Origin of the sequence: uncultured Campylobacter sp., assembly GCF_905372745.1 — a bacterium.
In the GTDB taxonomy this organism is placed as follows: Bacteria; Campylobacterota; Campylobacteria; order Campylobacterales; family Campylobacteraceae; genus Campylobacter_A.
Window position 1 is genome coordinate 16,680 of the sequence record NZ_CAJPQR010000017.1, and the last position, 26,303, is coordinate 42,982.

Consider the following 26,303-nt stretch of genomic DNA (forward strand, 5'->3'; position numbering starts at 1 on the left):
ATAAATTTAAAAAAAATCGAACCGCTAAATAGCGAATTTTTAGGCGAGATCGGCTTTACGTGGCACACCGATCCAGACGGCAGCGACTACGTAGCAGACGAGCTAGTCGAGGTTAGCGAGGCGCAGGCAGAGGCGTACTACAACGCCGCAAACGAGCTATACGATATGTTCGTCGCAGCCGCCCAACACGTCATCGATAACAACCTCTACCACGAGGTCGGCATCCCGTTTAACCTCGTAGATCTCGTGCGCGAAAGCTGGGAAAACGACGTGCATTGGCACCTCTACGGCAGATTTGACCTAGCCGGCGGGCTAGACGGAAAGCCGATAAAACTCATCGAATTTAACGCCGACACCCCGACGGCCGTGTTTGAGACGGCGATCATCCAGTGGGCGGCGCTTAAATTTAATCGCATGGACGAGAGTGCGCAGTTTAACGACCTTTATGACGCGTTAAAGCAAAATTTTAGGCGCCTGGTGACGTTAGATGAGGAGACCGAGAGCTTTAGCGAGCACTACGAGGGTTGGAAAATTTTATTTAGCTCGGTTGCGGGTAGTAGCGAGGACGAGCAGACCGTGAAGCTATTGCAATACATCGCCGAGGAGGCGGGCTTTCACACGGCGTTTGCTTACGTCCACGAGGTCGTGTTTAACGACGAGGAGGGCGTGTTTTTTGACGGAGAAAACTACGAGTACTGGTTCAAGCTCGTGCCGTGGGAGGACATCGCCGTAGAGGAAGGCGAGCTAGCCATCATCCTAAAAAACATCGTCCAAAATCAAAAAGCCATCATCCTAAATCCCGCATACACGCTGCTTTTTCAAAGCAAAGGGATACTAAAAATTTTATGGGATCTATATCCAAATCACCCGCTTTTACTGCAAGCTAGCGACAAGCCGATCGCGGGCAAAAAGTGCGTGAAAAAGCCGGTTTTCGGGCGCGAGGGCGCAAACGTGAGCGTGATAGAGGCCGACGGCAGCATTAGCTCGCAAAACGGCGGCGACTACGGAGCAAACCGCGCTATCTATCAGGAATTTTACGAATTTAACAAAGACGCCGCCAACAACAGCTATCAAGCGGGAGTGTTTTTCGCCTACGAGGCGTGCGCGCTGGGATACCGCAGAGGCGGCGAAATTTTAGATAACTACTCCAAATTCGTGGGTCATTTTATCAAATAAGGACGCAAAATGAAAATAGTCTGCCTCGATGCCGCGACGCTTGGAAGCGACGTAAATTTAGACGTTTTTGGGCAGTTTGGCGAGTTTGTTAGCTTTGAGACGACCGCTGCGGCCGAGCGCATAGAGCGGCTAAAGGGCGCGGACGTCGTCATCACGAACAAGGTCGTCATCGACAAAGAGACGATTGATGCGTCAAATTTAAAGCTAATCTGCATAAGCGCGACGGGAATGAACAACGTCGATCTCGCCTACGCTGCAGTAAAAGGCATCGCGGTAAAAAACGTCGCCGGCTACTCGACGGCTAGCGTCGTGCAGCATACGTTTGCTTGCCTTTTTGCGCTGACAAATCGCATCAAATTTTACGATAACTACGCGCAAAGCGGCGAGTGGGCGAAAAGCGAAATTTTTACGAATTTAGACCGTAGTATCGGCGAGATAGCGAGCAAAAGCTTCGGCGTCATAGGCCTTGGCGAGATCGGCAGAGGCGTGGCGCGCATCGCGGCGGCTTTTGGCGCGAACGTAAGCTACTACTCCACTAGCGGCGCAAACGCAAACGCAGAGTTTAAAAGGCTAAATTTAGACGAGCTCTTAAGCGGCTGCGACATCGTGAGTATCCACGCTGGGCTAAATGAAAAAACGCGAAATTTGATCGGCGAGCGGGAGTTAAATTTGATGAAAGAGGGCGCCATACTGATGAACTTCGGACGCGGCGGCATCGTGGACGAAAACGCCGTAGCCCGCGCGATAGACGGGCGAAATTTGCGCTTTGCCGCCGATGTGCTAGAGACCGAGCCTATGCGCGCGGATCATCCGCTGCTTCGTATCAAAAACAAGGAAAATTTGATACTTACTCCGCACGTAGCTTGGGCGAGTTTTGAGGCTAGGCAGCGGCTAGTAGCGATGATTGCGGAAAATATAAAAGAATTTTTGAAAGGATAAAAATGGCAACTGAGCATAGTTTTGATATAAGCGCGGCGGTCGATATGATGGAGGTCAAAAACGCGCTGGAGACGGCAAAAAAAGAGATCGCGGCGAGATATGATTTTAAGGGGCTTGCGGCCGAGGTGGAGCTAAACGAAAAGGAAAAAATCATTACGCTTCTTAGCTCTAGCGACAACAAAATCGACGCGCTAAAAGACATCGTGATCTCAAAGCTCATCAAGCGAAATATCCCGCCGGTAGCCGTGACTGAAAGCAAACGCGAGAGCGCTAGCGGCGGAAATATCAAGGCGACGCTAAAGCTAAACGACACCCTAGATAGCGAAAACGCGAAAAAAATCACCAAAGCGATCAAGGACGCAAAGCTAAAAGTAACTGCGGCAATCCGCGGCGAAGAGGTGCGCGTAAGCGGCAAAAGTATCGACGATTTGCAAGAGTGCATAAGGCTTGTAAAGGGGTTAAATTTGGAGTTACCGATAAGTTTTAAAAATTTGAAGTAAATTTAATGGATAATTTTAAAAAGTTAATCCAAGAAAAAAATAGCGCCATAAAGGAGTATGGCGATTTTATTAAAACGCTTAAAAATAAAGAGTGCGACAAGGACGTCTCGGGACTAATCGGTCTGTTAAAAGATAGACTGGCTAAATTTGAAAACCTTAGCTGCGATAATTATTCGCAAACGGCTGCGGATATAGACGAGCTAAACGACAGAATTTATCGCCAGGTAAATTTGCTTGCGAATTTGGATAAATTAAGCCGCGATTCGGACGTTTACAAAAAATATAACGAAGTATATAATCAAAAGCGTATCAAGCTTTTCGTCTCGGAGCAAATTTGCCGCGTGAAAAAATACTATCAGATTCTAATCGCGCTTTTGGGGCTGATTCCATTTATAATATATTTTATCTTCTCGCAAAATGTCGGATTTTTCTCGGTATCCGGCAGCGATAGCATCTTTTCGTTACTTAGCGCGCTAGCGATATCGGGTTTTGGTTTATTTGTTATTTTATATATATTTCCTGCTTTGCATTTGGTTTTGATCGTTTCTTACGACGGCGGCGAAAAAAACGAAACGCCTTTTTACGCGATTTATCTGATAGCTACGCTTGCGGGCATAGCATTTGTCGGTGCAGGATATTTTTGCCCGAGCGCGGTAGATTTTTTAAATTCTTATTTCCTGTTGATTATAGCGGCGATATAGTCATATTTTGCCTACTTTGTAGCTTTAAAAACAGTAAATTTGACATTCCTCTTGCATTTTTTATGATATCGCACGGATTTTTATCCTTCGCGACTCCGTTTACGGTAGCGCTGCTTGTCTACGTCCGCGTAAGCGAGGATGGATTTACCACCGCTTTTTTGATGCTTTTTATGGCATTTTTCGCCGTTTTGTTTAGTGCGCTTATAACGTCTAAGGATATAGATGATTTTAAGATAATTTTTTGGTCTTTGATAATCATAAATTTAGTCATCGTCGCGGTTATGAGCGGTAAAATCGTCCAAGTAGCCGATCTGGGAAATATAAACTACAAAATGCTATCGCTCAAAAAAGACGCCTTAAACGCTTTGCCAGAAAGCGTTTGCCAAAATAATCAAAACGGCTGTATCGGCGCGGGCGCAAAGGACGGCTGCTACGCAAAACAAAAGGCGCAAATCGTCTCGTACAATAAACAAAAAGCCGAGCTAGCCGTAAAAGACGGCAACGAGACGTATATTTTTAGCGGAGTAAACGACGAGATAAAATTTATAGACGCTAACGGCACAGATATAGGCGTTGCTTTTAGCGATGAGGTCGTTTTTGAAAACTCGGTTTTAACGTACGATAAAAACGGCAATCGTAGCGGCCTGCTCGAGGCAAGCGCCGTAAATATCTCTCCCGTCTGCAAAACGTACGCTTGGAAGCAAGACGACTCCGTAAAGCTCTACAATGTCAAAGTCCTATCGGCTCTGGGTAAATTTTACTATCTGCAGACTAAAAGCGGAGAGAAATTTGAGCTGGACTCAAGCCTGATAATCTCGAAACAAAAGGCGGGCGACACGCGCTAAGCTCGGTAAATTATCTAGCCGCGGCTACCCAAAACCGTTATGTTAAATCCTAAGCAAGCTGTAACTTGGCGGCGAATTTTGCGCAAAGCAAACAACATCAAGGATATGCAGGTAGATTTTTGCTTCAAAATAGGGGCTGAAATTTTAAATTTTACGCCCGATTTTGATAAAACTTCGGCAAATTCAGCCCTTTTCAAGGCGAGATTAATAAAATTTTAGATATCCTTACGAACATAAATTTGGATTTACGGGAGAAAATTAATTATGGGTTTTAAGAATATTATAGAAAAATTTGCGGTTAATTACGCCCATAATACCATGCAAAAATCTCTTTATAACGGCCTAAATATCGACATCCTAGATAAAAAATACGTAAAAATGCCGCGCGAAAATACCGAGTATATGCTTTACGCTCACGTGCCTTTTTGCCACACGTTTTGTCCGTATTGCTCATTTCACAAGTATCATTACGAGCAGGAACTGGCTAAAATTTATTTTGAAAATTTAAGGCAAGAGATGCGGCAGGTTAAGGCCGCAGGCTTTGATTTCGGCTCGCTTTACGTCGGCGGAGGCACGACGCTCATAAACGAACCCGAGCTTGAAAAAACGCTCGTACTGGCTAAAGAGCTCTTTAGTATCAAAGACGTGTCCTGCGAGAGCGATCCAAACCACATCCAGCCCGAAAATTTAAAGAGATTTCAAGGACTCATCGACCGCCTAAGCGTGGGCGTACAAAGCTTTGACGACGAGACGCTAAAACGCGTAGCCAGATACGAGAAATTCGGCTCTAGCGAGGCGTTGCAAGAAAAGCTGAAAAAGGCTCTTGGCGTGCTGCCGGTTATGAGCCTTGATCTTATCTTTAACCTTCCTAATCAAACCAAAGAGCAACTGCTAAACGACATCAAAATCGCAAAATCCATAGCTCCCGAGCAGATCACGTTTTATCCGCTGATGAAGTCGCCCCTTACGCGCGATGCGATCGCAAAGTCGCTAGGCGTCGCAGATAGCGACAACGAGCGCGAATTTTACGAAATCATCTGCGAGAGCTTTAGCGACTATCATCAAAGCAACGCTTGGGCATTTGGCCGAGATAGCGCGAATTTGCGCGACGAATACGTCGGCAGCCACCACGAGTACGTGGGCGTGGGTAGCGGCGCGTTTAGCTTTTTAAACGGCGAGCTGGTTATCAACGCCTTTAATCTGCTCGACTACGGCCGCCGCGTCAAAAGCGGCGAAAGTCCAGTTATCGCAAAATGCGGCTTTACGAAAAAAGAGCGGCTAAAGTATATCTTCCTCACCGAGCTGTTTGACGGCGGCGTAAATATCGCCAAATACGACGAATTTAACGGCGCGAATATCAAAAAAGAGCTATTTGCGGAGCTAAATTTACTAAAGCTGGTCGGCGCTATCTACGAAGAGGGCGGCCGTATCGTGCCGACGGGATTTGGCAGGTATCTTTGCCTCGTGCTCATGCGCGATTTTTACGCGGGCATGGATAAGGTGCGCGCGATATTTAAAGACGACGCGAAGATAAAGCGCAGTAAAATTTTGCGCATAATGAGCGAAGAGACGCATGCTGATTTTGAGGACGCTCTCATCTCGCCTAGAGCCGCGGTGTAATTAGCAAACCCCGTAAATTCGGCTAAATTTAACCAAGCCTGCGCGAAATTAAGCGTTAAATTTACTCTTTTTAGCAGGATTTGCTCGACCCGCGTCCGCTAAAGGCGCGCTAAAGTGCTTTAAATTTAGCCCTGCGTAGTCAAAAACATCGAAACGAATTTACAAAAAGGAAAAATATGCAGCTTCAAGATTTGCTTGGCAGACCGATCCATTCTAAAGAGGTCAAAGAGTTTTTAGCGCGGTGTGGCTTGCCGAGTAACCCGACTCCAAATTACGATTCTTACGGTAATTTGTTTTGGGTGAGGGCAACTAATGATGAAAAAGGGGTTTATAGCGTATTTACTGGCTACGTAAGATATGCGGATATGTACGGAGAGCCCATCGGCAGTTACAATAAAGAAAAAGACCAGCTGATTTTGCACGAGATTAGCGTCTATCCCGAAAAAGCGGGCGGAAATTCGGCCGTAGATTTGCCTTTTGGATTAAATTTAGGCGACGATAAAAAGACCGTCGAGGAAAAAATAGGCAAGAAGCTCACGGGTAAATGCAAAACGGATTACGGGTTTGGCTACGACGCTTTCTTTGAGGAATTTCGTTTGATAGTAGCATTAAATTTTGACGAGAGGCTGAGCTGGATTAGGTTGTTTAAATTGGAATTGCACGAAAAAGAGCGCGCCCGCCTAAAAGCGCATCTGCGGTCGCAAAATAAAAACATAGACCCAAGCCGCATCCCCGAGATCCAAGCGCTTGGCGCCAAAACGCCTATGGCGGCGTGGCGCAAACGTATGGCTGAGGGCGATGATATGTTTTGCGAGCAGAGTATCGCGGCCGTAGAGGCGGCTCTGGCTAGCTACGCGCAAACTCTGTGCGAAGCTACGCAAAAGAAAAGCGCCTCAGCCGTCTATAGCCGCACCGCAAAGCTCGTAAAAGCCCTAAATAAAATCAACGACAAATACGGCCTTATAGAGACCGTGGATCGAGAGGAGCTGTGGGAGTGGATAGACGCGCTCGTGCGTAAAACGGGGCTAGAGTTAGGCGAGGACGTAGACATAACCGAGGAGTGGCGCGAGTGGTAGATAAAGGGGCTCGTAAAGGAGACCAAAAAGCCTTTGCCAGAGCGAGGCTAGGCGGCGGCATAGGGCTAGCGAGGCCGACGCCATCGACGACTACGCCTAGACGGAGGAAATAACGCGCCGCAAAGCGCAAGACGAATGGCAAGATTCGCAAGATATCCGCAGATATCCGCCCAAAATTCAGACAAATACAACGTAGCATCCGCCTTTTTTGATGTTAAGGAAATGCTCTTTAGCGTTGCGCGCAGGCATTACGAGGCGGCCTTATGAGCTAGCTATGTTTGAGCTATTGGACGGCTACGCGGCCTTCATATACTCGCGAACTTCCCTGCAAAGGCCAAAATCAAGTCCTCGAAGCAGACGCGGATACAGCCTGCTTTATTACTTTTGGCGATTAGCGCCGATGAAATCCTCTGCACGGGCGGCATGCACGGCGCGCGGGACATCCTAGCCTTTGCCTTAGGACGGTAAATTTACCGTCGTTTCTACGGCGCCAAACCTCTTACGCGGCGCTTAAAAATACTATAAAAAGTAAGAAGCCCAATATAGCCTCGCGCGGCGGATAAACGCATAAATTTGAACACCCTAAATTTACGCAGCGCGATATAAATTTGCTAAAATCCCGCGAAATTTGATTAAATTTGCAGGATTTGGCGTAGCTGCGCCGTCAAATTCACGCTGTTATTGTAGGCTGCGTAAACGGATTTAAATTTAACCTCAAATCTACCCGCCGCCCAAGCTTGTTTAAATTTAATTTATGCTAAATTTCGCCCCGAAAGCGACCTTGCGGGCGCAAATTTTACCAAAGGCGAAGCGGTGGATACGGATAAATTTTTAAGCGAAATTTGGGGCGCTCTTAAGCTATTTTTAGACCCCAAAACGCAAATTCTCGCAGACGAGCGAAGCCTCGCTGTTTTACTCGCGGCGGATGCGGAGAATTTCGATAGATTTATGGCGCTAAAGGAGTTTAGGGATATCCTGCATGCGCTTGGGTTAAAGGCCGACATATACAGCCTCCAGTGCGCTCAGCTAGGCGCGATAAACGCTCTAAAATCCGCAAAAATCTCAAAATCAAAGCTTCTGGCCGCCTTAGAAATCCTGCAAACCGAAAACATAATCTCTGCCGCGCATTTTAGCAGGCTTGCCGCATTTGTGCGTTCTCTTAGTGCGGATCTGCCGCCACAAAACGAGCAAGGGGGTGCAAATTTTAAAAAATCGGACGTCTTTCACCAAAAAATAGACGCGCTAAACGATATCTGCGAGCGAATTTTATCGCTAAACCCGGGCGAGAACGTCGCAAAATCGGCTGAAAAAGCGCGCCAAAAAGCGCATGAGCTCGAGTTTAACGTCGCGGTTACGGGCGTCATAAACGCGGGCAAATCAACCCTGCTAAACGCGCTGCTAGGCAAGAAAATCCTAGGTGCTTCAAACGTGCCCGAGACGGTAAATTTGACCGTGCTAAAGTATGCGTCCGAGCCTTTTGCAAGGGTAAATTTTTGGAGCGAGGCGGAGCTAAAAGAGCTTGGTATAGCGCAAGATAAAGATGATGAAATAGCCCAAATTTACGGCGGCGCGGGCGTTAAATTTGAGAGCGAAACGGCGCAAAATTTAAACAGCAAATTTAACGCGGACGGCGATACTTCGGAAGCTAAATTTGAGAGCCTTAGCGCGAGCGAGATTTGCTCCGAACCGCCGGCTAGCAAGACCGTCAAAACGGACGAGATCAAGCGCTACACCTCGGCGGACTCAAAATACGCTAAATTCGTAAAAAGCGTCGAGCTTTACGAAAATTTGGAGCTTTTAAAGGATAACGTGCGCATCATCGACACGCCGGGCATCGACGACGCGGTGGCTGCGCGCGAGGAGCTGGTGCGGCGATTTATGCGGGAGTGCGACCTGATGGTGCACCTGATGAACGTCTCGCAAAGCGCCACGCAAAAGGATCTGGACTTCATCGTCTCAAGCCTGCAAAACTCGCACGCCGTGAGGCTCGCCGTGCTGCTCACGCACGCGGACGTGCTAAAAGAAGGCGAGCTAAACGAGGTCGCTGCCTACGCCAAAAAGAGCGTCGAGGAGCGCACGCGGGGGCTCGGTATCGAGGCTAAGTTTTTCGCCGTGAGCGCCAAAAACTACTTTGAGGGCGGGCAAAACAGCGGCGTCGAGGAGTTTAAGGAGTATCTTTACGAGACGCTTTTTGGTCAAAATAGCCAAAAATCGCGCCTTGGCATCGAGGCGTATAAAAAGGAGCTAGGGCGCGTATGCATGCAGTTTGCTACGGATACGCAAAGCGAGATTTTAAAGCTAGCGGGCTCAAATTTGAGCTTGTCGCAAAGGCTTGCCGAGCTAAATGAGCAAAAAGCTGCGCTAGCTAGCCGCCTAGAGGACGTGAGAGACGCGGTAAAAGAGGGGCTGGAGCGCCTAGATACGGCCAAAACCGCGGCTAGCTACGAGCTTGGTCTAAGGTCGCTAGCGCAAACGCTAAAGCAGCGCGTCGCGGATGACGTAAACTACGCGGCCTCTAAAAAACAAAAGATCGATCCGCAGCGTCTAGCCCGCATCGCGCAAACTACGATCAAAGACGGCGTTGCCGCCTTGATGCGTCAAAATCGCAACGAAATCGTGCGGCAAATCACCGCGTGCACGCAAAATATCGTGCTAAAATTCGGCGAATTTGAGGGTAAAACGGCGGCTGCCGAGGTCTTTAGCATAAACGATTATCTAAACTCAAAAGGGATAAGCTTAGAGTGCGTCCAGGTTGCGGATGCGGTGGCTAGCGCGGCAAACTCGGGCGCGCAAGCCGTATCCGAGGCTGCCAAAGTAGCCGCGGAGGAGTTTTTGGGCGCCCAGAGGATCAAAAATTTCGTTTTCGAGCTTAGCGAATTTGAAAAAAGCGAGTTTAAAAAGCAGATCGAAGCCGCGCTAAAAGATAAAGAAAAGGCACTCGCAATCAGCGAAGAAGCCCTAAAAATCGAGCTTGCCCAGCTAGCGAAAACTAGCGGGCGAGACTCGCGCGAGCTAGAGCGACTAAACTCGCAAAGCGAGGCGATAAATGCTATAAATTTGGAGCTGCAAAGTGTTTGAGGAGTTTATAAACGCGTATAAAACGAGGTATTTTAAGATATTTTCGGACGATTTTCACGGGCGATTTAGGCGGCTGCAAAACGAGCTAACCGAGCCTAAATTTCACCCGAGCGCCGAGCTAAAACAGGAGCTAAATAAGCTCGATCTATTTTTATCCGGCCCGCTTACGGTCGCTATAGTCGGGCAGTTTTCTAGCGGCAAATCGACGTTTTTAAACGCGCTTTTGGGTAGCGAGATCTTGCCATCGGGCCTAACGCCCGTGACCTCAAAGCCCACTTTTATCAGATATGGCGCCGCGCCAGCTCTTAGCGTGCTTTACGAAAACGGCAAGCAGCTGTATCTGGGCGTCGAGGAGATCGGGCGCTTCGTCGATCAGCGCGTGTTTGGCGATGATGTTAACAGGCTTTGCGTTTACACGCCATCTGAGATTTTAAAGTCGGTAAATTTCGTCGATACGCCGGGGCTAAACTCGCTCTCAAAGGCCGATACCGCCGTCACGCACGAAGTGCTAAAAGACGTCGCGGGCGTCATCTGGCTAAGCCTCGCCGACAATGCCGCGCGCGCTAGCGAAGCCGCGCAGATCGAGGAATTTTTGGCTGGCGGGGGCAAAACGGCGATCTGCTTGCTAAATCAAAAAGATAAGCTAAGCAAGGACGAGCTTGAGAGGCTCAAAACTCACGCGCAAACGACTTACGGGCGATTTTTCGAGCGCATTATCGCAGTTTCCGCCAAACAGGCCGTAAAAGCCCAAGCCGCGGGCGATGCGGCGCTTTTAGCAGAGTCAAATTTTAGCGAGGTGATAGGCGCGGTCCGCGAGCTTTTTGGCGGAGAAGAGATAAAAGAAAAGTTCGTGCGCGAAAAGTGCTCTAGGCTGGTTGCCGTAAATGCCGAACAGCACGAGCAAATCGCTAAAATTTACGAAAAAGCCGGCGAGATAATCGCTAAATTTGACGCCGAGCTGGAGTCAAATTTAAAAGCCGTGCAAGAAAATTTTAAACCGAAAATCGAGCTGGCCTTTAACGAGCTAAAGCACGTCGCAAAGCTCGTTGCAGACGAGATCCTAGCCAGCCTAAAAAGCGAGAAAAAGTATAAATACTCGCTGCGAAAAACGCTGCTAAAGGGCGAGTATTTTGAAGCTAATTCGTATGAGGCGGTGGATTTTGACAGCGACGAGGTGTTTTCAAAACTTATCTACAACGACGTGAATTTCGCCAAATTTTTTAGGACGTATAAGCGGGGTTTAAGCGCGCTGCAAGAGGAGATCGGCGCGGCGCTGGATGAAATTTATGCTCGGCTGGAGCGCGAATTTATGATTTATAAATCCGAATTCGAAAACGCGCAAAAAGAGGATGAAACGCACTCCGATACCCTGTTTGCCGACGTTAGGACGTATGCGGGGCAGGTGTATAGGACGTTTTTGCGAGACTATGAGACGGCGAAATTTAAAGGGCTGCAAAAAACGGCGCTGTTTTTTGAAAAGCTAAACCTCAAAGTCGCCGCAAACTACGAAAACGCCGTCAAGATTGCCGTGTATTTCCTAAAAGAAAAGATCGCGGGCTCTATGCGCGCGCACGAGCAAAACGGCTTTGCGCTCTTTATCCCGAGCTTTGACGAGGTGCAAGACCGCGTTTTGACGTCGCTAAATTTATATGAATTTGAAAATGAGATGCTGGGAAACGCGTCCTTTTTAAATAAAATTTTATCGGCGTTAAAGGGCGAATTTGCGCAGATAAAGGATGAAAAACTAGCCAAGATCGCGGCTCTATCGGCAGGATACGAGAAGCTAAAGGATGAAATTTTAAAAGCGGGCGAGGGGATTGGTGGGTATAGCTAAAATTATTGAAATAATGGACTACTGCACCATTCATCAAAATGTCTGCATTTTTGCCTAATATTTTCTATACCGATATTTTTAGCTATGGCGGTCCCATGCAACACTTTTCTGTATTGTGGTAAATTTAGAATTTCGACCAATCTATGAGATGGGCTGGTATTAGGAGAATTGTTAATTTCTTCTGGGTTTGGATACTCATTAACTATTTTTGATAAAGAGCTTATTAAAGCCGCTTTTTTATTCCAGCCGGGATCTGCTTTTACTATTTCATTTATATCACTAAAAAGTAAGCTTTCAAATTCATGCGGTTGTATATACGGGAAAAATCTATTATTAGAAAAAATTGAATTTATATCGTCTTTAAATTTTTCCTCCAAATGTTTAACTTTTTTATATATATCCGGGATTGCGTTTAGTTGATTGCGGCCAGGGAAATTTGTATCAAGAGCATAGTAGTCAAACATAGTGGTTACATACGGATTATCTTGTCTTCTTAAAAGATTAAGAACTTCTTGCTTGATTTTACTATAAGACAAACCGCCTCCTTTATGTACTTTATCGTTGCATATGGAGGTTTTTGAACAAAACGGCGTAATATAAATATCCTTTTGCTCGAAGTTAAAATGTGGAATAAATACGTCCTTTATAAATTTCTCTTCGGTTTGACCCTCGCATATTATATATACTCTTCTCATGGCCTACCGCCTATTAGGTTACTTTTCCAAATTTCTCCCATCGTATAGTCTTGTAGCCAATCGCCCAACTCTTCCTCTTTTAAGCGCCTAAAAACCGTTTCTTTATTTTTTCTATCTACTACTATAATATCCTCTGGAGTAAAATAGTTTATAAGTTCTACTGACTGAGATGAGATAATTATTTGCTTTCTTTCGGCAACTCTTTTAATGAGTGCGCTTAGAATATTTATCGCAAAAGGATGAAGCCCCAGTTCAGGTTCATCTATGATAATAGTATCTGGCATTAGCTCAAAAGGCTGTAATAAAAGAGTGGCTAAGCATATAAAGCGTAATGTTCCATCTGAAAGCATATGAGCTTTAAATGGAGTATCCGGATCTGATTTATCGTACCATTCAAGTTGAATATAATCAGAATCCCTAAGAATGAATCCACCAAAGAAAGGCGCTACATCTTGTATAGTCGAAACTATTTTTTCATAGTAGTCTAAATAATCATCCTTTAATCTTTTTAAATATGCGGAAATGTTTTGGGCATTTGCTTTAAATATTATATTGTCGTTAGCTTGGCATACGCCCTTTATGGGTGATGTTTCTCCTGTATCGTGAAAGTGATATAATTTCCAAGTTTGAATACCATTTAAAGAATATCGAGCTACGCTTTGTGATTTTGCATATGTTTCTGCTTGAGACAGATTGCTTTCAAAAATATTTTCTCCTATGGTATAGTTGTAATTAGCAAATTTAACATGTTCTCGTTTAATTAGTAACTGGTTATTTTGTGTGGGTATTAACATAACATCATAGCCATTGGGTCCAAATTTAAAGTCAAGCAATATTTGATTTGTAATTTTTCTTCCAAAGTATAAAAAACTATCGGGCCCTTTATCTTGGGTATGCTCTTGGAGACGCTTATATAGCATGTAGTTAACCATTTTAAAAACAGAGATAAAATTACTTTTACCGACCCCATTTGCACCTATTAATATATTGATATTCTTTAACTCAAAATCCCTTAATGATTTTATGGATTTATAACCTTCTATAGTAATTTTATCTATTTGCATTTTTGTATCCAGCCTATAATTTTTTGGATTATATTGCAATGAAACTGTCTAATACCTAAAACCCGACCTTTTTATCCTCGCCGAAATTTGAGCTCATCTCGCGTTTGATTTCGCTTTCAAAATCGCCCATCGTAAATATCCCGTCCTCGCGCACGGCGACTTTTAGCGCGGTATTTTTGAGCGCGAGCATGATTTGAGCGCCGCTTAGCTCAAATTTAGCCAGCTGTTTGACGTCGAAATTTTCCTCAAAGCTCGCATTTTCGGGTAGCACTTTGCGCCAGATCGCAAGGCGAGCGGCGAGGTCGGGCTTTTTAAACTCGATCTTATAATCAAACCTGCGAGAAAACGCGATATCTAGGCTTTGCAAGAAGTTCGTCGTAGCTATGAGCACGCCCTCGAAGCGCTCGATTTGCTCCAAAAATATATTTTGCATTTGATTGTGCATCTTGTCCGCGCCGCTACCGCCCTCGACGCGCGTGCTTAGAAACTGATCGGCTTCGTTTAGCAGTAGAACGGGCTCGCTCTTGCTTTTGACGCAGATTTCTTTGTAGGTGTCGAAAATTTTACGCACGTTTTGCTCGCTCTCGCCGACGTATTTGCTTAAAATTTTAGAGCAGTCAAAGCTAAGAACCTGCTTTTTTAGACTCTTTGCGAGGCTTAGCGCGCTCATGGTCTTGCCCGTACCCGGCGGTCCGTAAAAGATGATTTTGGCGTCCACGTTTTTGCGCGACTTGATCCCCCAGCTAGATAGACGCGCCAGCACGCGGCGATCTACTTGCTTTAGGATCGCATCTAGCAGCTCTTTTACCTTGACGTCCAGCACGACGTCGTTTATGTCGGTCGACGGCTCGATAAGCTCAAAGATCTCCTGCTCTTTTACGAGAGTTTCTAGTGCTAGTTTTTTGCTTTTGCTCTCGGTTTTTGGGTGCATTACGCTTTGTAAAATTTCGTCGGTTATGTAAAACGTCCTGCTAAAGCCGCCGTAAGCGTTTAGCGACTCGTCGTAGTCGATGAGGCCGTTTTCGATTAGTTTTGAGCCCTCGTCTAACAGAGCGCGGTTTTTTATGCGTTCGAATTCGTCCGCGCTCAAAATCCCCACAAGCGCGTTTAGATCGCGGTTTGCGTCCGTTTCGCCGACGTATTCTTCCTTTAAAAGCGCGAGGAAAATAAGCTGTTCTTTGTCGTTTAGCGAGTTATCTTTGAAAATTTGCTCGACGGAAATCGAAATTTTGCTTAAATTTAGCCGTTTTTCGATGATGGCTTCTAGCTCTTTCACGTCTTTTTCGAGGCGGTTTTTGGCGTCGCTTGATACGTTTTTGCTAAAAAACGAGAGCTTGCCGTAAAGCTCCACACGCAAAAACTGATCTTTTAGATAATCGAGGTGATCGGCGTAGGGCGCGACTGCAGGTAGCGTGAGCCCAAACTCGCCCTCTTCTAAAATTTTTAGAAAAAGCGGCGAGAGCGAGATCTCGCTGTGAAGCAGGCCGAGCAGATTTGAGCCAGAGCCGTCTGCGTTAGGGTTTTTAAATATAGAAAAGCCCTGCACGATCCAGCCGCTTTCCAGTAGATTTTTTACGTCTGCAAGGCCTGCTAGAAATTTATACTCCTCGCTGCCAAAAACAGCACAAAGTACGTCGTAGACGCTACTTTGCGGAGTGCCTTCGACGTAGCCTTTGCTTAGATGGCGTAAAATTTTCGCCTCGTTTTGGCTGCATTTTATGAGCGAGGAAATTTTAGAATTTTGCTCTCCGCCGATAAACTCTATCAAAAACCGCACTAAATTTCACCCCTTATTTGATCCTTTAAAACGCGCTTTAACACCTTGCCCGTCGCATTTTTAGGTAGTTCGTCTTTAAAATAAATCGTCTTTGGAATTTTAAAATTCGCCAAGTGTTTTTTTAGATGAGCACGGATATCTTTTTCGTCCAGGCTCATATTTTCTTTAAACTGGATAAAGGCCGTGACTTCTTCGTCCGCGTGCTCGTCTCTGACGCCGATAACGGCGGCGGCTTCGACTTGGGGCAATTTAAACAGCACCTCCTCGATCTCGCGCGGGTAGATGTTGATACCCTTTGAGATGATGAGGTCTTTTTTGCGGTCGACGATAAAGATATAGCCCTCTTCGTCGATCTTGACTAGGTCGCCCGTGCGTAGCCAGCCGTTTACGATCGTTTCGTCGGTGGCGTCTGGCATGTTTAGGTAGCCTTGCATCACGCAGTCGCCTTTTACGATTAGCTCGCCCACTTCGCCTGCGGGCAGCTCCATCATCTCGTCGTTTATGCATTTTACTTCGTAGCCCGGTAGCGGTAAGCCGACGCTTGAGATTTTTTGTTTTTGTAGCGTGTTTGCCGATACGATAGGCGAGCATTCGCTAAGGCCGTAGCCCTCTATCAGTACCGCGCGCGGAAATTTAACGCGAAAATCCGCGATAGTCTGCTCGGCCAAAGGCGCTCCGCCACTAATAAAAATCCTAATGCAGTTAAACCAGCGAAAATACCACGGGATTTTTGCCTTGCCGATAGCCGTATAGATCGCGGGTACGCCTAAAAATACGGTCGCGCGTTTGAGCAGGACCTGTTTTAGGACGTTTGAAAACGGGAAAATGGACTTTACCAAAATAAGCGAACACGCCGAAAATATCGGCAGTAACACCATCGCCGTGAGAGTAAAGCTGTGAAACATCGGCAAAAACACGGCAAATCTATCCTTCATGCGTACGTGAAAGACCTCGTGCGCGCCCTGGACGTTTGAGATGAGGTTGCGGTAGCTGATCATCGCGCCCTTTGGCTTGCCCGTGGTGCCTGAGGTGTAGATGATGTGGGCTAGGTCATTAAGCTTCGGTCGGTCGGTCAAATTTAGCTCTATACGGCAGTTTAGCGCGTGAGCGTAGGCGATATTGTTTTCGTCAAATTCAGTCCTATCGCCGATCCAGATAATCTTTTTGATCGCCGTTTTGCTCTCTAGCCCGCGTATCTCTTTGGCTAGCTCGGCCGAAGCAAAGAGAAATTTCGCCCCGCAGTCGTTTATGATGTACTCGAATTCTTCGTATTTTAAAAAGGTATTTATTGGCACGGCCACGGCGCCTAGCAGCGTGATGGCAAAGTAGCTAGCGATAAACTCGGTCGAGTTGTTTACGATCATCGCGACGCGGTCGCCCTTTTTCACGCCCATGCCTTGTAAAAATGCAGCCAGCGTAAATGCGTTTGCGCGTAGCTGATTGTAGCTCATCTTGCCCGTTTCGGTGTAGATCGCGATACCGCTGCCGTTTTTATCGACCGCGGCGTTTAGCATATCCTCGAAATTTTCGTAAGGGTAGTTCATGGCCGCGCCTTAAAATTTATATTTCACATTCAAATTTATCGCCTGAGCGTTACCGTGCTCAAATTTGCCGTTTGGATAAAGCCCCGACGCGTTTGAGTAGTAGTTTACGTCGCACTCTTTTCTGTCTTGGTAGAAGTAGCTAGCTCCCAGCTCCAAAGCGTCCGTAAATTTGTAGTTAAAGCCCGCTGCGTAGATGACGGCTTTGGTATCCGGTAGGTCAAAGCCCGTAGTGTCGGCCCTAGAGGCTGCCTCGTCAAACGTAACTGCACCCATTAGGCGGAGCTTATCCGTAGCGTCGTGCGCTACGCCGATGCGGTAGGCGTTGCTGTCCTTCCAGTCGCGCTTTTTGGACGCGTCAAATGCCGCAAAAAACGGGTTGCGATAGTGTGCGGCCGAGGCGCCTGGGTAGTTGAAGTCAAGCTCTTTCCACGCAGACCAATAGGTTCGCTCAAAGTCAAATAACAGCGTCGTTTTTGCGATTTTGTACGATAGGGCTAAATTTAGGCTCGCTGGTAGCGGTACGGATAGCTTTGCGCTGCCGCTATACGAGCCGCTCGGAAACGCTCCCCTCGGGTGCGCCGGTGCACTGATGTCGGTGTCACCTTTTAGATTCATATTTACTTTTGAGCGGTAGGTGGCCGCTAGGCTCAAATTTGAAGTAGGTTTATAGGTGATTGCCGCGTTGTAGCCGAAATTTATGCGGTCGCCTTTGATATCCTGCGAGGCGGGTAGGGGGCCTGAGACCTCCTGTACAGCCTCTCCTCTAGCGTAAACGGCGCGCAGGCCAAAGCCTAACGCGATGTTATCGGTTAGCGCGTAGGCAACGCTAGGGTTTACCTCGATCACCTTTAGATCGAATTTTTTAGAGGTGGCTTTAGGTAGTCTTTCATCCCATCTCATCGACATTCCCGCAGGCACGACGACTGATAGACCAAAGCGCCAGTCGTCAAACTGCGGCGTTACGAAGTGAAAGGTAGGCACAAGCGCGTTCGCTCTTTTGGAGGTGAGTTTGTCGCCGTTATAGTGCCTATACTTCGTCTTTGACATGCGCAGGTAGGTTAGCGAGCTTTCTAGATAATGTCCGCCGTCCAAAAATATCATATTTGCAGGGTTATTATAGGCTGCGTCTGGGCCGAAGCTCGTCGCGACGTTTGAGTTTAAAAGCGCGATGCTATCGCCGCTTTGCTCCGGGATTTTAAAGCCCGCCGCATTTAGGCAGCAGCAAGCCGCGAGGCAAACGCCGATATATTTTCTCATTTATTCTCCTTTAAAGTTTCTTAAAATTTTTATCTCGTCCGCCCAGATGTTCTCGTCGATCGTCTCTAAAACTAGCGGGATATCGTCCGTGCGGGGGTCGTTTATGATATTTTCAAATGTTTTTAAGCCCAAAAAGCCCTTGCCTAGGCTCTCGTGGCGATCCTTTTTGCTGGCTAGGTCAAATTTCGTATCGTTTATATGCATGCCCCGCAGCATCTCGTGCCCGACTATCTCGTCAAATTCGCTCATCACGCGCCGGTAGTCGTCTCTGATATCGTATCCTGCGGCAAAGGTATGACAGGTATCCAGGCATACGCCGATCCTGCTTTTATCGGTACAGCGTTTGATGATGTAAGCTAGGTGTTCAAATTTAAAGCCCAAATTTGAGCCTTGGCCAGCGGTGTTTTCGATGACTAGCTTTACGTTTTGGCTGTTTTCTAGTAGGAAATTTACGGAATTTGCGATATTTTCTAGGCAAATTTCGGGCGAAATCTCGTTTAGATACGAGCCCGGGTGAAAATTTATCATCTCAAGTCCGAGCGCCTCTACGCGGTAAATTTCGTCCAAAAAGGCGTTAATGGACTTTTGACGCTGCTCGGGGCTTGGATGGCCTAAATTTATAAGGTAGCCGTTATGCGGCAAAACGTGCCTGGGCTCGATGCCGGCTGATTTTAAATTTTGCTTAAATTTGGAGATATTTTCCTGGGAAAGCGGCTTGGTCTCCCATTGGCGCTGGTTTTTGACGAACATCGCAAAGGCATTCGCGCCGATATTTGCCGCATTTAGCGGAGCGTTTTCTACGCCGTCCGCGATGCTGACGTGCGCGCCGATAAATTTCATTGAAGCTCTTTTATGATGATTTTTATGCGGTTTTTAGCGTCGAAAAAGCTGATATTTTTACCGCAAACTTCGTATTTTATTGAATATTTACTTATATCTTGTATAAAACCGCACGAATTTGTCATTACATTTATGCCGTCATACAGCGGCTTGCGCTCCAAAATTTCCGCGAAAAAGTCGTCGTATCTCTCCTCTAAAAAGAACTTTTTGTTAAATTCTTTTTTCTCAAAACACGCGCCGTTCATGCAAATTTTGTCGTTTATTTTTAGATTTACCGTATTTACGCCCGAGCTGTAAATTTGCAAATTTAGCTGATTTACGTTTTTGTGCAGGAAGCCCACGTCGTTGATTTTTAGCGGCGGAGTGAGGATGGTGACGGTAAATTTGTCTGATGATTTTTGGCTTTGTAGCGCGGCACAGCCGCCAAGCGCTAGGCACGCAAGCGCACTCAAAGCAAATTTAGAAAATTTTTTCATAATTTTTTATCCTTAATTTAAGCTGTTTTTTATTATCTTTAATGTAAAATCCCATTTCCGCTAATTTGTGGCCCCTTCGTCTAGCGGTTAGGACATCGCCCTTTCACGGCGGTAACACGAGTTCGAGTCTCGTAGGGGTCACCACTTTATTTTAAATTTCACAAAAGATTTTAATTTTATCCGCTTATCGCTTAAACGCCCTTTATTTAAGATAATTTTTTAAATTTGGTTTTTCTAAAAATTTATCCGCAGAGCCGTTTGCGGCGTATTTTACAAAATAAAATTTCATCGCGGCAAATTTAACCGCTGCCAAATAAACCAAAATCCGTCAAATTTAACCGCTGCCAAATAAACCAAAATCCGTCAAATTTATCACCTCAAAATGCAAATATTCGTGCGCCAAAATCGTCAAATTTGATCCCCAAATGCCCGCGCCCGCTCGCTCAATCAAATTTAAACCCGTTTTGGCTATAATTGCGCCCTAATTTATAAAAAAGGAAAAAAATGTTTGATTGGATTTTTTCGCCCGAGGCGTGGCTGTCGCTCGTGACGCTAACGGGGCTTGAGATCGTGCTTGGTATCGATAACATCATATTTATCGCGATTTTGGTCGGCAAGCTCCCGCCCGAGCAGCGCGACAAAGGCCGCATTTTAGGGCTTTCGCTCGCGATGCTAACGAGGATTGCGCTTTTGCTTTCGCTATTTTGGATTATGAAGCTTACCAAACCGCTATTTAGCGTGTTTGACTTTACGATCACGGGGCGCGATTTGGTGCTGATTTTGGGAGGACTTTTCCTCATCGGTAAGTCCACGCTCGAGATCCACTCAAGCGTTAGCGGCGAGCACGAGGAGCACTCGGCGAGCAAGGGGCATGCGAGTTTTTGGGTCGTTATCGCCGAGATCGCCGTGCTTGACATCGTCTTTTCGCTCGATAGCGTCATCACCGCGGTGGGTATGGCAAACCACATCGAGATCATGATCCTAGCCGTGATACTTGCCGTGGGCGTGATGATGTTCGCGTCTAAGGGCATCTCAAATTTCGTCGATAACAACCCGACGATCAAAATTCTCGCGCTTGCGTTTTTGATCCTGATCGGCTTTACGCTTGTGGGCGAGGGGCTTGGTATGCACGTGCCTAAGGGCTACGTTTACTTTGCGATGGCGTTTTCTCTGGGCGTGGAGCTCGTCAATATCTACGCTCGCAAAAAGTCGGCAAAACGCGCGCAAGAGGCTCAAAAGTAAATTTGAGCCTTTAAATTTGCTTTTATGCGTGTAGGGCGGCAAATTTAACGCTTCGGCTTTTTGAGGCGTCAAATTTAAACGGGGCGAATTTGAGCGGTAAATTTAAAAAGCAAAGGAGCTAGCGTGGACGTAAAAGGCGAATTTTTAGAGATTTTGGAGGGACTTAGGAGCCAAAAGCTAGCGGCGTTTTCGCAAAAACTCATCAAAAGCCCCGAAATTTTAGGCGTAAAAACTCCCGAGCTAAGACGCCTGGCAAAGCAAAATTTCGCTCGGCTAAATTTAGAACAGATCGCTGCTTATGAGCCGTTTTTTCACGAGGAGTTTATGCTAAAGGGCTTTTTGATAATGCTCATAAAAGACGACGAAGCTAAATTTAAGCTAGCTAGCGAGTTTATCAAAACGATGCCAAACTGGGCGGTGACGGACGGCTTTGAGCCTAAATTTACCGAGGCGCGCTACGTGGATGCGCTACTAAAGCAGGCTCTAGGCTCAAATTTAGAATACGAAAAGCGCTTTTTCTACGTTTATTTTATGCGCAATTTTGGGGCGCTTTCGCTCGAGCGGTTTTTTGAAATTTGCGCCGAGGAAAAGGACGAGCGATACTACGTGCAAATGGCGGCGGCTTGGTGTTTGGCCGAGGTTTTTATCAAATTTGACGGCGCGGGGCAGCAGCTGCTAGAGAGCGGGCGACTGAGTAAATTTACCCACAACAAAACGATCTCAAAGATCCGCGACAGCTACCGCGTGCCAAAAGACGTAAAAGACGCGCTTTTGGAGCTCAAAATCAAGTGAATCTCACAAAAGAACCCATAAACAAGCTCGTGCTGCGCCTAGCCGCGCCCGCGGGCGTCGCGATGAGTTTTAACACGCTTTACAACGTGACGGGCGTATTTTTTGCCGCGCGCATCTCGACGCAGGCGCTGGCGGGCTTTTCGATGAGTTTTTTGCTCTACATCAGCGTCGTTGGCGTGGGGCTTGGCTTTGGTTCGGCGCTAACGGCGCTTGTGGGCAACGCGCTTGGCGGAGGCAAGGACCGGCTAGCTAAAATTTATGCCGCAAAGGGCGTATTTTTCGTGCTTCTTTGCGCGCTTTTTATGGGGCTTTCGGGCTTTATCTTCACTCCGCATTTGCTTAAAATTTTAGGCGCGAACGAGGAGTTTTTACGCGAAGCCATGGCATATAACCGCGTGATATTTCTTGCTTCGCCGTTTTTCTTACTCATAAAATCGCTAAACGGCGTGCTGGTAGCCGCTGGCGACACGAAAAGTCTGCGAAACTGGCTTTTTGCGGGACTTTTTATAAATTTGGGCTTTTGCTTTTTTTACGTGGATTTTTGCGGCCTGGGTATCGGCGGGATAGCGCTGGCGACGGCTTCGGTGCAGCTTCTTGGTTCGCTATTTTTAGGCGTCAAAGTCGCAAAAACGGGCATGATAAATTTTTTAAATTTACGCTCGTTTGCGCCCGAGCTTGCCATCTACAGCAAAATTTTAGCCCAAGCCTTGCCAGCGTGCCTAAACTACCTCTCGATGTCGCTTGGCGGGCTCGTTCTCATACACTTTATCAGCCGTTACGGCACGCATGCGGTCGCAGGTTATGGCCTAGCTCTTCGCATCGAGCAGATCGTCATGCTGCCCACGACTGGCATCGCATTGGCGGTTCTTGGTATCGTGTCGCAAAACTTCGGCGCGCGCGAATATGCCAGAGTGCGCGGCTGCTACGCCTATGCGGTCAAATTTTTAGCGGTTTACTGCATTTTTGCGGCGGCTTTTTGCCTTGGGCTCGGCGGGATTTTGGTCGGCTTTTTTGACGAAACGCCCGAGGTCGTAAACGCGGCAAAAAGCTATTTTACGGTAAATTCGCTAGCTTTTATGGGCTACGCACTCATAAATCTCTCCGGCTCGACGCTTCAAGGCGTAAAAAGACCCTTGGCGGTTTTTGTTTTAAATTTTACTCGCCAGATAGTCCTGCAAATGGTGCTTTACTCGCTTGTGGCAGGTGTTTTTGGCGGCGAGTTGCAAGATATTTTTAAGGCGATGTTTTTTAATGCTTGGCTGATCGGGCTAACTTTTTTCTTTTATACCAAATTTGTTCTAGGCCGAGTTTGCGCGGCTTGAAGCAAAAATTTTCGCAAATTTTGAAATTTAAGCTTATTTTTCTTGACATACCGTATTTTTTTGGCTACAATGCGCCTTTTCAATAAGTAGGCTAAACTCGCAATGCCTCGGGGTGTAGCGCAGGCTGGTTAGCGCATCTGGTTTGGGACCAGAGGGCCGAAGGTTCGAATCCTTTCACCCCGACCATTTGTTAGATGGTGAGTGTAGCTCAGTCGGTTAGAGCATCAGATTGTGGTCCTGAGGGTCGTGGGTTCGATTCCCATCACTCACCCCACTTGGGCGCTCGTAGCTCAATTGGATAGAGCGACAGACTTCGGATCTGTAGGTTATGGGTTCGACTCCTATCGGGCGCGCCACTTTATTTTTATGCGCTCATAGCTCAGCTGGATAGAGCAACGGCCTTCTAAGCCGTAGGCCTCAGGTTCGAATCCTGATGGGCGTACCACTTTATTATTGTTGTGCGGATGTGGTGAAATTGGCAGACACGCCAGACTTAGGATCTGGTGCCCCACGGCGTGAAGGTTCAAGTCCTTTCATCCGCACCATCTAAAACTCCCTAAAATACGACATCTTAAGACTTAAGCTTTCAAAAGGTAGCCCAATAGGTAACCCAAACTTCTTATTTTTTATTTTTCAAATTTATTTCTCTCGGATTTATTTAATATTCTAGAGTATCCTATATTGGCTCATTTTACCATTAGAGGTTTTGCTTTGACAGGTCGCCTGAATACTATTTTGTAATTATGTCTATGGTACTCAGGCGTTGCAAAGTATAACGCTTAATTCTAACAATATTTAAGAGCACCAAAAATAAACTATAGTATAACCACGGTAAACAAAAAATACATCGAGGGGCTAAAATGGTAGAAGTAGGTTTTAATAACTTTAAGGCATTTGAAGAAAATTTGCAGAAATTTTCAGATAAGCCGATAACTTTAGTATATAGTCCCAATAGCTCTGGAAAATCAAGCTTTTTGTATCATGAGCGTTACGCCTAAGTCATATCTGTTTATCAGCCCAAGAGCTTTTCTTATATAATTTAGCTTTAACTCTTCATGAATATATGGATCAGCTATATAAACTAAGTCAATTATGCATTTTTGCTTTTGTTGTAGGCTTTTTCCCAAAACACATATTCCGTTTTCTTTTGCTTTTGTAAAATGCGCCCTACTATCCTATTTTTGCTATCTTGTCTTGCAATTTTTCTGATGAGCCTTAAGCTTTTTCGTCGCCCAGTCATAATGGCTCGGAGCGGCGCTTACGAAGTATGATCCAAGCGTGCTGGCCCCGACCTATTTATATACATCTTTTGAAAACAGCTCTTCGTTTGTAAATGTTTCGGCTAACTCTAAAATATCTTTATGCGATTTATGAAGCATCTTAGTCGCTTCTTCAAGGGAGGTTTTTTGGCGCTTCTTCCAAAATTCCACATTCATATCTCCATAAGTTTTCCGGTTATACGGTTCGCGCAAAAACGGCTTTTCTTCTCCCTTTCGATTGGAATTTATCCAGTTTAAAACAAGCCTATGCCATTCGTAGATGTGGATTAAAATTTTATCTCTTCTCCAATGGGCCTCTTTTTCTTTTCATCCCTTGAGAAATCAAACGGCGTATTTAGTTTCTCTTCGCTCATCTTTGAAATGAGTAAATTTAACTTCTCATAGTTTTGCCTAGCTGCAGTCATTAAATCATTTTTTGTAGTCGGTCTTGGCATAGCATTTTACCCCTTTCATTTTTTAGGTGTTGGAAAAACTCCGTCATCATTGTAGGGAACACATATTTCAATCATTTCTTCTATTAGGTAAATTCGCCTTTTTCGCAGCACGGCATTGACAATATTGTGTATTTATTTTTCTTCATCCTTATCTTTATTTAAGATAATTATATCTTATAATACTTGACGCTATTTGTCATGTTATATATTTTTCTGCCATTGTATTTATCATTTCTTTAATCTACATTCGTACCCATTTCGGCTCTCCTCTTTTTTCTTGTATGTCATAGATAGGAATGCTGACACTGCCAATGGAGTCGATATCCTAGTAAATCATCTCTCAAATTTATTTGCAAGCTCATTTGCCGCAATTTCCCTTTTTTTAAATATCCTAAATATATTGTTTTTCATTATTTTAACATCTCCTATATTTATTATACTACTATACTGACACTATAAATGTAATTTTTGTGTAATACGAGTATAAATTAATATGTGCTTAACGCTTGCTATCTAATTAATTCTTATGTAGCCCTCCAAGCACAGTAAGTGTACGGACACTTACGGAAAAATTGATGAAGCAGCCCTTCGGGATCTGCTTCTTTTTTTATCAATTTTTAGCTTGTTAGGGAGACCCTAAGACCCCGAAAATCATACAAAGGAGGAAATACCTATGGGAAACAGAATACGAAATGAACGACTTGAAATTAAGTTGACCAAAGAAGAAAAGGCTCTTTTTGAGAAGAAAAGAAAACTTGCGAAGTGCAGAAATATGAACCACTTTATCCGCAAATGCGTTTTAGAAAAGGAAATTTATCAAGTCGATTTAGAGCCTTTCCGAGATTTGCAAGGCTTGCTTTCCAATGCTACAAATAATATCAATCAGATTGCAAAGAGAGTAAATCAGACAGGCATCATCTATAAAGATGACATCCAAGATATGAAGAAAGAGATTGAACATTTTTCTAAAGAGTTGTGGCAAATTCACTCTCTGCTTCTGAAAAGAACTGCTGAAACGGAAGGGGAATGACAATGGCTATTACTAAAATACATCCTATTAAATCAATCCTTCATCTCGCCATCAACTATATTGTCAATGAAGAAAAGACCGATGAACAGCTTTTGGTAAGCACTCACAAGTGCCACGAATCTTCCGCTCATACTCAATTTTACGAACAAGAGAGGAAGCGGGAACTAAGGGAACCGTCCTTGCAAGACATCTTATTCAATCCTTTTTACCGGGAGAAACTACGCCTGAAATAGCACACCAGGTTGGTATGGAGCTATGTAAAAAGATATTAAAAAATGAGTACGAATTTGTCTTCTCTACTCACATAGACAAAGGACATATTCACAATCACATCATCTTCAACAATGCAAATATGGTAACGGGCAGGTGCTACCAGTCTAATAAGAAAAGCTATCATCAAATCCGTTATCAGAGCGATAAGCTCTGCAAGGAAAATAACCTTTCCGTCATTGATAAACACTACGAAAGCTACAAGAAAAATACAAGACGAGCGGAAAGTCTTGGTATGAAAACGAACAGGCAAAGCGTGGTGCTTCTTGGAAAAGTAGGCTGCAATTTAATATTGACAGAATAGTAAAACAGTCTAAGGATTGGGATGAATTTCTAAAGAAAATGGCTGAGCTTGGCTATGAAATCAAACATGGCAAACACATCGCTTTTAAGCCGAAAGATAAAACGAAATTTACAAGATCGAAGACAATTGGCGAAGATTATACGGAAGAACGGTTAAAAGAACGCATAGCAGAAAGAGAAACGATTAAGACTCCTCCTGTTAAAAAAC

22 protein-coding genes, 6 tRNA genes and 2 pseudogenes are annotated in these 26,303 nt (G+C 45.5%); 21 read left to right on the forward strand and 9 right to left on the reverse strand.

The features are described from left to right. The 9 genes from QZ157_RS06260 to QZ157_RS06300 all read left to right on the forward strand — a co-directional run bounded on the left by QZ157_RS06260 (nucleotide 1) and on the right by QZ157_RS06300 (nucleotide 11,769). On the forward strand, nucleotides 1-1,176 hold the full coding sequence (locus tag QZ157_RS06260) for a glutathionylspermidine synthase family protein (RefSeq protein WP_295143280.1): 1,176 nt from the start codon (nucleotides 1-3) through the stop codon (nucleotides 1,174-1,176). Between the two features lie 9 nt (nucleotides 1,177-1,185). Beyond that, nucleotides 1,186-2,115, forward strand: coding sequence for a D-2-hydroxyacid dehydrogenase (locus QZ157_RS06265; protein WP_295143224.1), 930 nt, complete (start codon nucleotides 1,186-1,188; stop codon nucleotides 2,113-2,115). A 2-nt stretch (nucleotides 2,116-2,117) separates the two neighbouring features. Further along, nucleotides 2,118-2,615 carry a YajQ family cyclic di-GMP-binding protein gene (locus QZ157_RS06270; RefSeq protein WP_122872912.1) on the forward strand — a complete coding sequence of 166 codons (498 nt, stop codon included), beginning with the start codon at nucleotides 2,118-2,120 and terminating at the stop codon, nucleotides 2,613-2,615. Between the two features lie 5 nt (nucleotides 2,616-2,620). Beyond that, nucleotides 2,621-3,316 carry a hypothetical protein gene (locus tag QZ157_RS06275; RefSeq protein ID WP_295143229.1) on the forward strand — a complete coding sequence of 232 codons (696 nt, stop codon included), beginning with the start codon at nucleotides 2,621-2,623 and terminating at the stop codon, nucleotides 3,314-3,316. After that, nucleotides 3,256-4,161: a hypothetical protein gene (locus tag QZ157_RS06280; protein ID WP_295143232.1), complete on the forward strand. Its 906-nt coding sequence runs from the start codon at nucleotides 3,256-3,258 to the stop codon at nucleotides 4,159-4,161. The genes QZ157_RS06275 and QZ157_RS06280 overlap by 61 nt, the downstream gene beginning before the upstream one ends. A gap of 264 nt (nucleotides 4,162-4,425) precedes the next feature. After that, complete coding sequence (locus QZ157_RS06285; protein WP_295143234.1) at nucleotides 4,426-5,781, forward strand: coproporphyrinogen III oxidase family protein; 1,356 nt, start codon at nucleotides 4,426-4,428, stop codon at nucleotides 5,779-5,781. A 176-nt stretch (nucleotides 5,782-5,957) separates the two neighbouring features. Beyond that, complete coding sequence (locus tag QZ157_RS06290) at nucleotides 5,958-6,857, forward strand: hypothetical protein (RefSeq protein ID WP_295143237.1); 900 nt, start codon at nucleotides 5,958-5,960, stop codon at nucleotides 6,855-6,857. A gap of 813 nt (nucleotides 6,858-7,670) precedes the next feature. Next, the gene (locus QZ157_RS06295; RefSeq protein WP_295143240.1) at nucleotides 7,671-9,935 is read left to right on the forward strand and encodes a dynamin family protein; all 2,265 of its coding nucleotides are present in this window, start codon (nucleotides 7,671-7,673) and stop codon (nucleotides 9,933-9,935) included. After that, on the forward strand, nucleotides 9,928-11,769 hold the full coding sequence (locus QZ157_RS06300; protein ID WP_295143242.1) for a dynamin family protein: 1,842 nt from the start codon (nucleotides 9,928-9,930) through the stop codon (nucleotides 11,767-11,769). Before QZ157_RS06295 ends, QZ157_RS06300 begins: the two co-directional genes overlap by 8 nt. Before the next feature lie 2 nt (nucleotides 11,770-11,771). Here QZ157_RS06300 and QZ157_RS06305 read toward each other — a convergent pair whose 3' ends face one another. The 7 genes from QZ157_RS06305 to QZ157_RS06335 are packed head-to-tail and all read right to left on the reverse strand — an operon-like array spanning nucleotide 11,772 to nucleotide 19,422. Next, entirely contained in the window at nucleotides 11,772-12,464 is a 693-nt protein-coding gene (locus tag QZ157_RS06305) for a DUF4276 family protein (protein ID WP_295143244.1), read from the reverse strand. Further along, nucleotides 12,461-13,528, reverse strand: a complete 1,068-nt coding sequence (locus QZ157_RS06310; RefSeq protein ID WP_295143248.1) for an AAA family ATPase — start codon at nucleotides 13,526-13,528, stop codon at nucleotides 12,461-12,463. Before QZ157_RS06310 ends, QZ157_RS06305 begins: the two co-directional genes overlap by 4 nt. 55 nt (nucleotides 13,529-13,583) lie before the next feature. Next, a complete protein-coding gene (locus tag QZ157_RS06315; RefSeq protein ID WP_295143251.1) occupies nucleotides 13,584-15,305 on the reverse strand; it encodes an ATP-binding protein in 1,722 nt (573 codons plus the stop codon). Then, nucleotides 15,305-16,849: a fatty acid--CoA ligase gene (locus QZ157_RS06320; RefSeq protein ID WP_295143254.1), complete on the reverse strand. Its 1,545-nt coding sequence runs from the start codon at nucleotides 16,847-16,849 to the stop codon at nucleotides 15,305-15,307. Before QZ157_RS06320 ends, QZ157_RS06315 begins: the two co-directional genes overlap by 1 nt. 9 nt (nucleotides 16,850-16,858) lie before the next feature. Continuing rightward, complete coding sequence (locus QZ157_RS06325; RefSeq protein ID WP_295143256.1) at nucleotides 16,859-18,106, reverse strand: OmpP1/FadL family transporter; 1,248 nt, start codon at nucleotides 18,104-18,106, stop codon at nucleotides 16,859-16,861. Continuing rightward, nucleotides 18,107-18,946, reverse strand: coding sequence for a deoxyribonuclease IV (gene nfo, locus QZ157_RS06330; protein WP_295143258.1), 840 nt, complete (start codon nucleotides 18,944-18,946; stop codon nucleotides 18,107-18,109). After that, nucleotides 18,943-19,422 (reverse strand): hypothetical protein, encoded by a 480-nt coding sequence (locus QZ157_RS06335; RefSeq protein ID WP_295143262.1) that lies wholly within the window; start codon nucleotides 19,420-19,422, stop codon nucleotides 18,943-18,945. The genes nfo and QZ157_RS06335 overlap by 4 nt, the downstream gene beginning before the upstream one ends. A gap of 69 nt (nucleotides 19,423-19,491) precedes the next feature. Here QZ157_RS06335 and QZ157_RS06340 point away from each other — a divergent pair. The 10 genes from QZ157_RS06340 to QZ157_RS06385 all read left to right on the forward strand — a co-directional run bounded on the left by QZ157_RS06340 (nucleotide 19,492) and on the right by QZ157_RS06385 (nucleotide 23,776). After that, nucleotides 19,492-19,566 (forward strand) — tRNA-Glu (locus tag QZ157_RS06340). 360 nt (nucleotides 19,567-19,926) lie between these two features. Continuing rightward, the gene (locus QZ157_RS06345; RefSeq protein WP_295143264.1) at nucleotides 19,927-20,664 is read left to right on the forward strand and encodes a TerC family protein; all 738 of its coding nucleotides are present in this window, start codon (nucleotides 19,927-19,929) and stop codon (nucleotides 20,662-20,664) included. 123 nt (nucleotides 20,665-20,787) lie between these two features. After that, on the forward strand, nucleotides 20,788-21,456 hold the full coding sequence (locus tag QZ157_RS06350) for a DNA alkylation repair protein (RefSeq protein WP_295143267.1): 669 nt from the start codon (nucleotides 20,788-20,790) through the stop codon (nucleotides 21,454-21,456). Beyond that, a complete protein-coding gene (locus QZ157_RS06355; protein ID WP_295143271.1) occupies nucleotides 21,453-22,778 on the forward strand; it encodes an MATE family efflux transporter in 1,326 nt (441 codons plus the stop codon). The genes QZ157_RS06350 and QZ157_RS06355 overlap by 4 nt, the downstream gene beginning before the upstream one ends. Nucleotides 22,779-22,886: 108 nt before the next feature. Continuing rightward, a tRNA-Pro gene (locus QZ157_RS06360) sits at nucleotides 22,887-22,964 on the forward strand. Nucleotides 22,965-22,975: 11 nt separating this feature from the next. Continuing rightward, nucleotides 22,976-23,052 (forward strand) — tRNA-His (locus QZ157_RS06365). Nucleotides 23,053-23,057: 5 nt separating this feature from the next. Then, nucleotides 23,058-23,134 (forward strand) — tRNA-Arg (locus QZ157_RS06370). 12 nt (nucleotides 23,135-23,146) lie between these two features. Then, nucleotides 23,147-23,223, forward strand: a tRNA-Arg gene (locus tag QZ157_RS06375). Nucleotides 23,224-23,238: 15 nt separating this feature from the next. Beyond that, nucleotides 23,239-23,323: transfer RNA gene (locus QZ157_RS06380), tRNA-Leu, on the forward strand. A gap of 315 nt (nucleotides 23,324-23,638) precedes the next feature. Then, nucleotides 23,639-23,776: a hypothetical protein gene (locus QZ157_RS06385; RefSeq protein ID WP_295143273.1), complete on the forward strand. Its 138-nt coding sequence runs from the start codon at nucleotides 23,639-23,641 to the stop codon at nucleotides 23,774-23,776. A 186-nt stretch (nucleotides 23,777-23,962) separates the two neighbouring features. Here the strand turns inward: QZ157_RS06385 and QZ157_RS06390 are convergent. Further along, nucleotides 23,963-24,331, reverse strand: a pseudogene (locus QZ157_RS06390) (ClbS/DfsB family four-helix bundle protein). Beyond that, nucleotides 24,325-24,492 (reverse strand): ClbS/DfsB family four-helix bundle protein, encoded by a 168-nt coding sequence (locus tag QZ157_RS06395; RefSeq protein ID WP_295143275.1) that lies wholly within the window; start codon nucleotides 24,490-24,492, stop codon nucleotides 24,325-24,327. Before QZ157_RS06395 ends, QZ157_RS06390 begins: the two are co-directional and overlap by 7 nt. 673 nt (nucleotides 24,493-25,165) lie before the next feature. On the opposite strand from QZ157_RS06395, the gene mobC reads away from it, so the two are divergent. Further along, nucleotides 25,166-25,522, forward strand: a complete 357-nt coding sequence (gene mobC, locus QZ157_RS06400) for a plasmid mobilization relaxosome protein MobC (RefSeq protein WP_295143277.1) — start codon at nucleotides 25,166-25,168, stop codon at nucleotides 25,520-25,522. Nucleotides 25,523-25,524: 2 nt separating this feature from the next. Beyond that, nucleotides 25,525-26,303 (forward strand): annotated as a pseudogene (locus QZ157_RS06405) (relaxase/mobilization nuclease domain-containing protein); the annotation flags it as partial.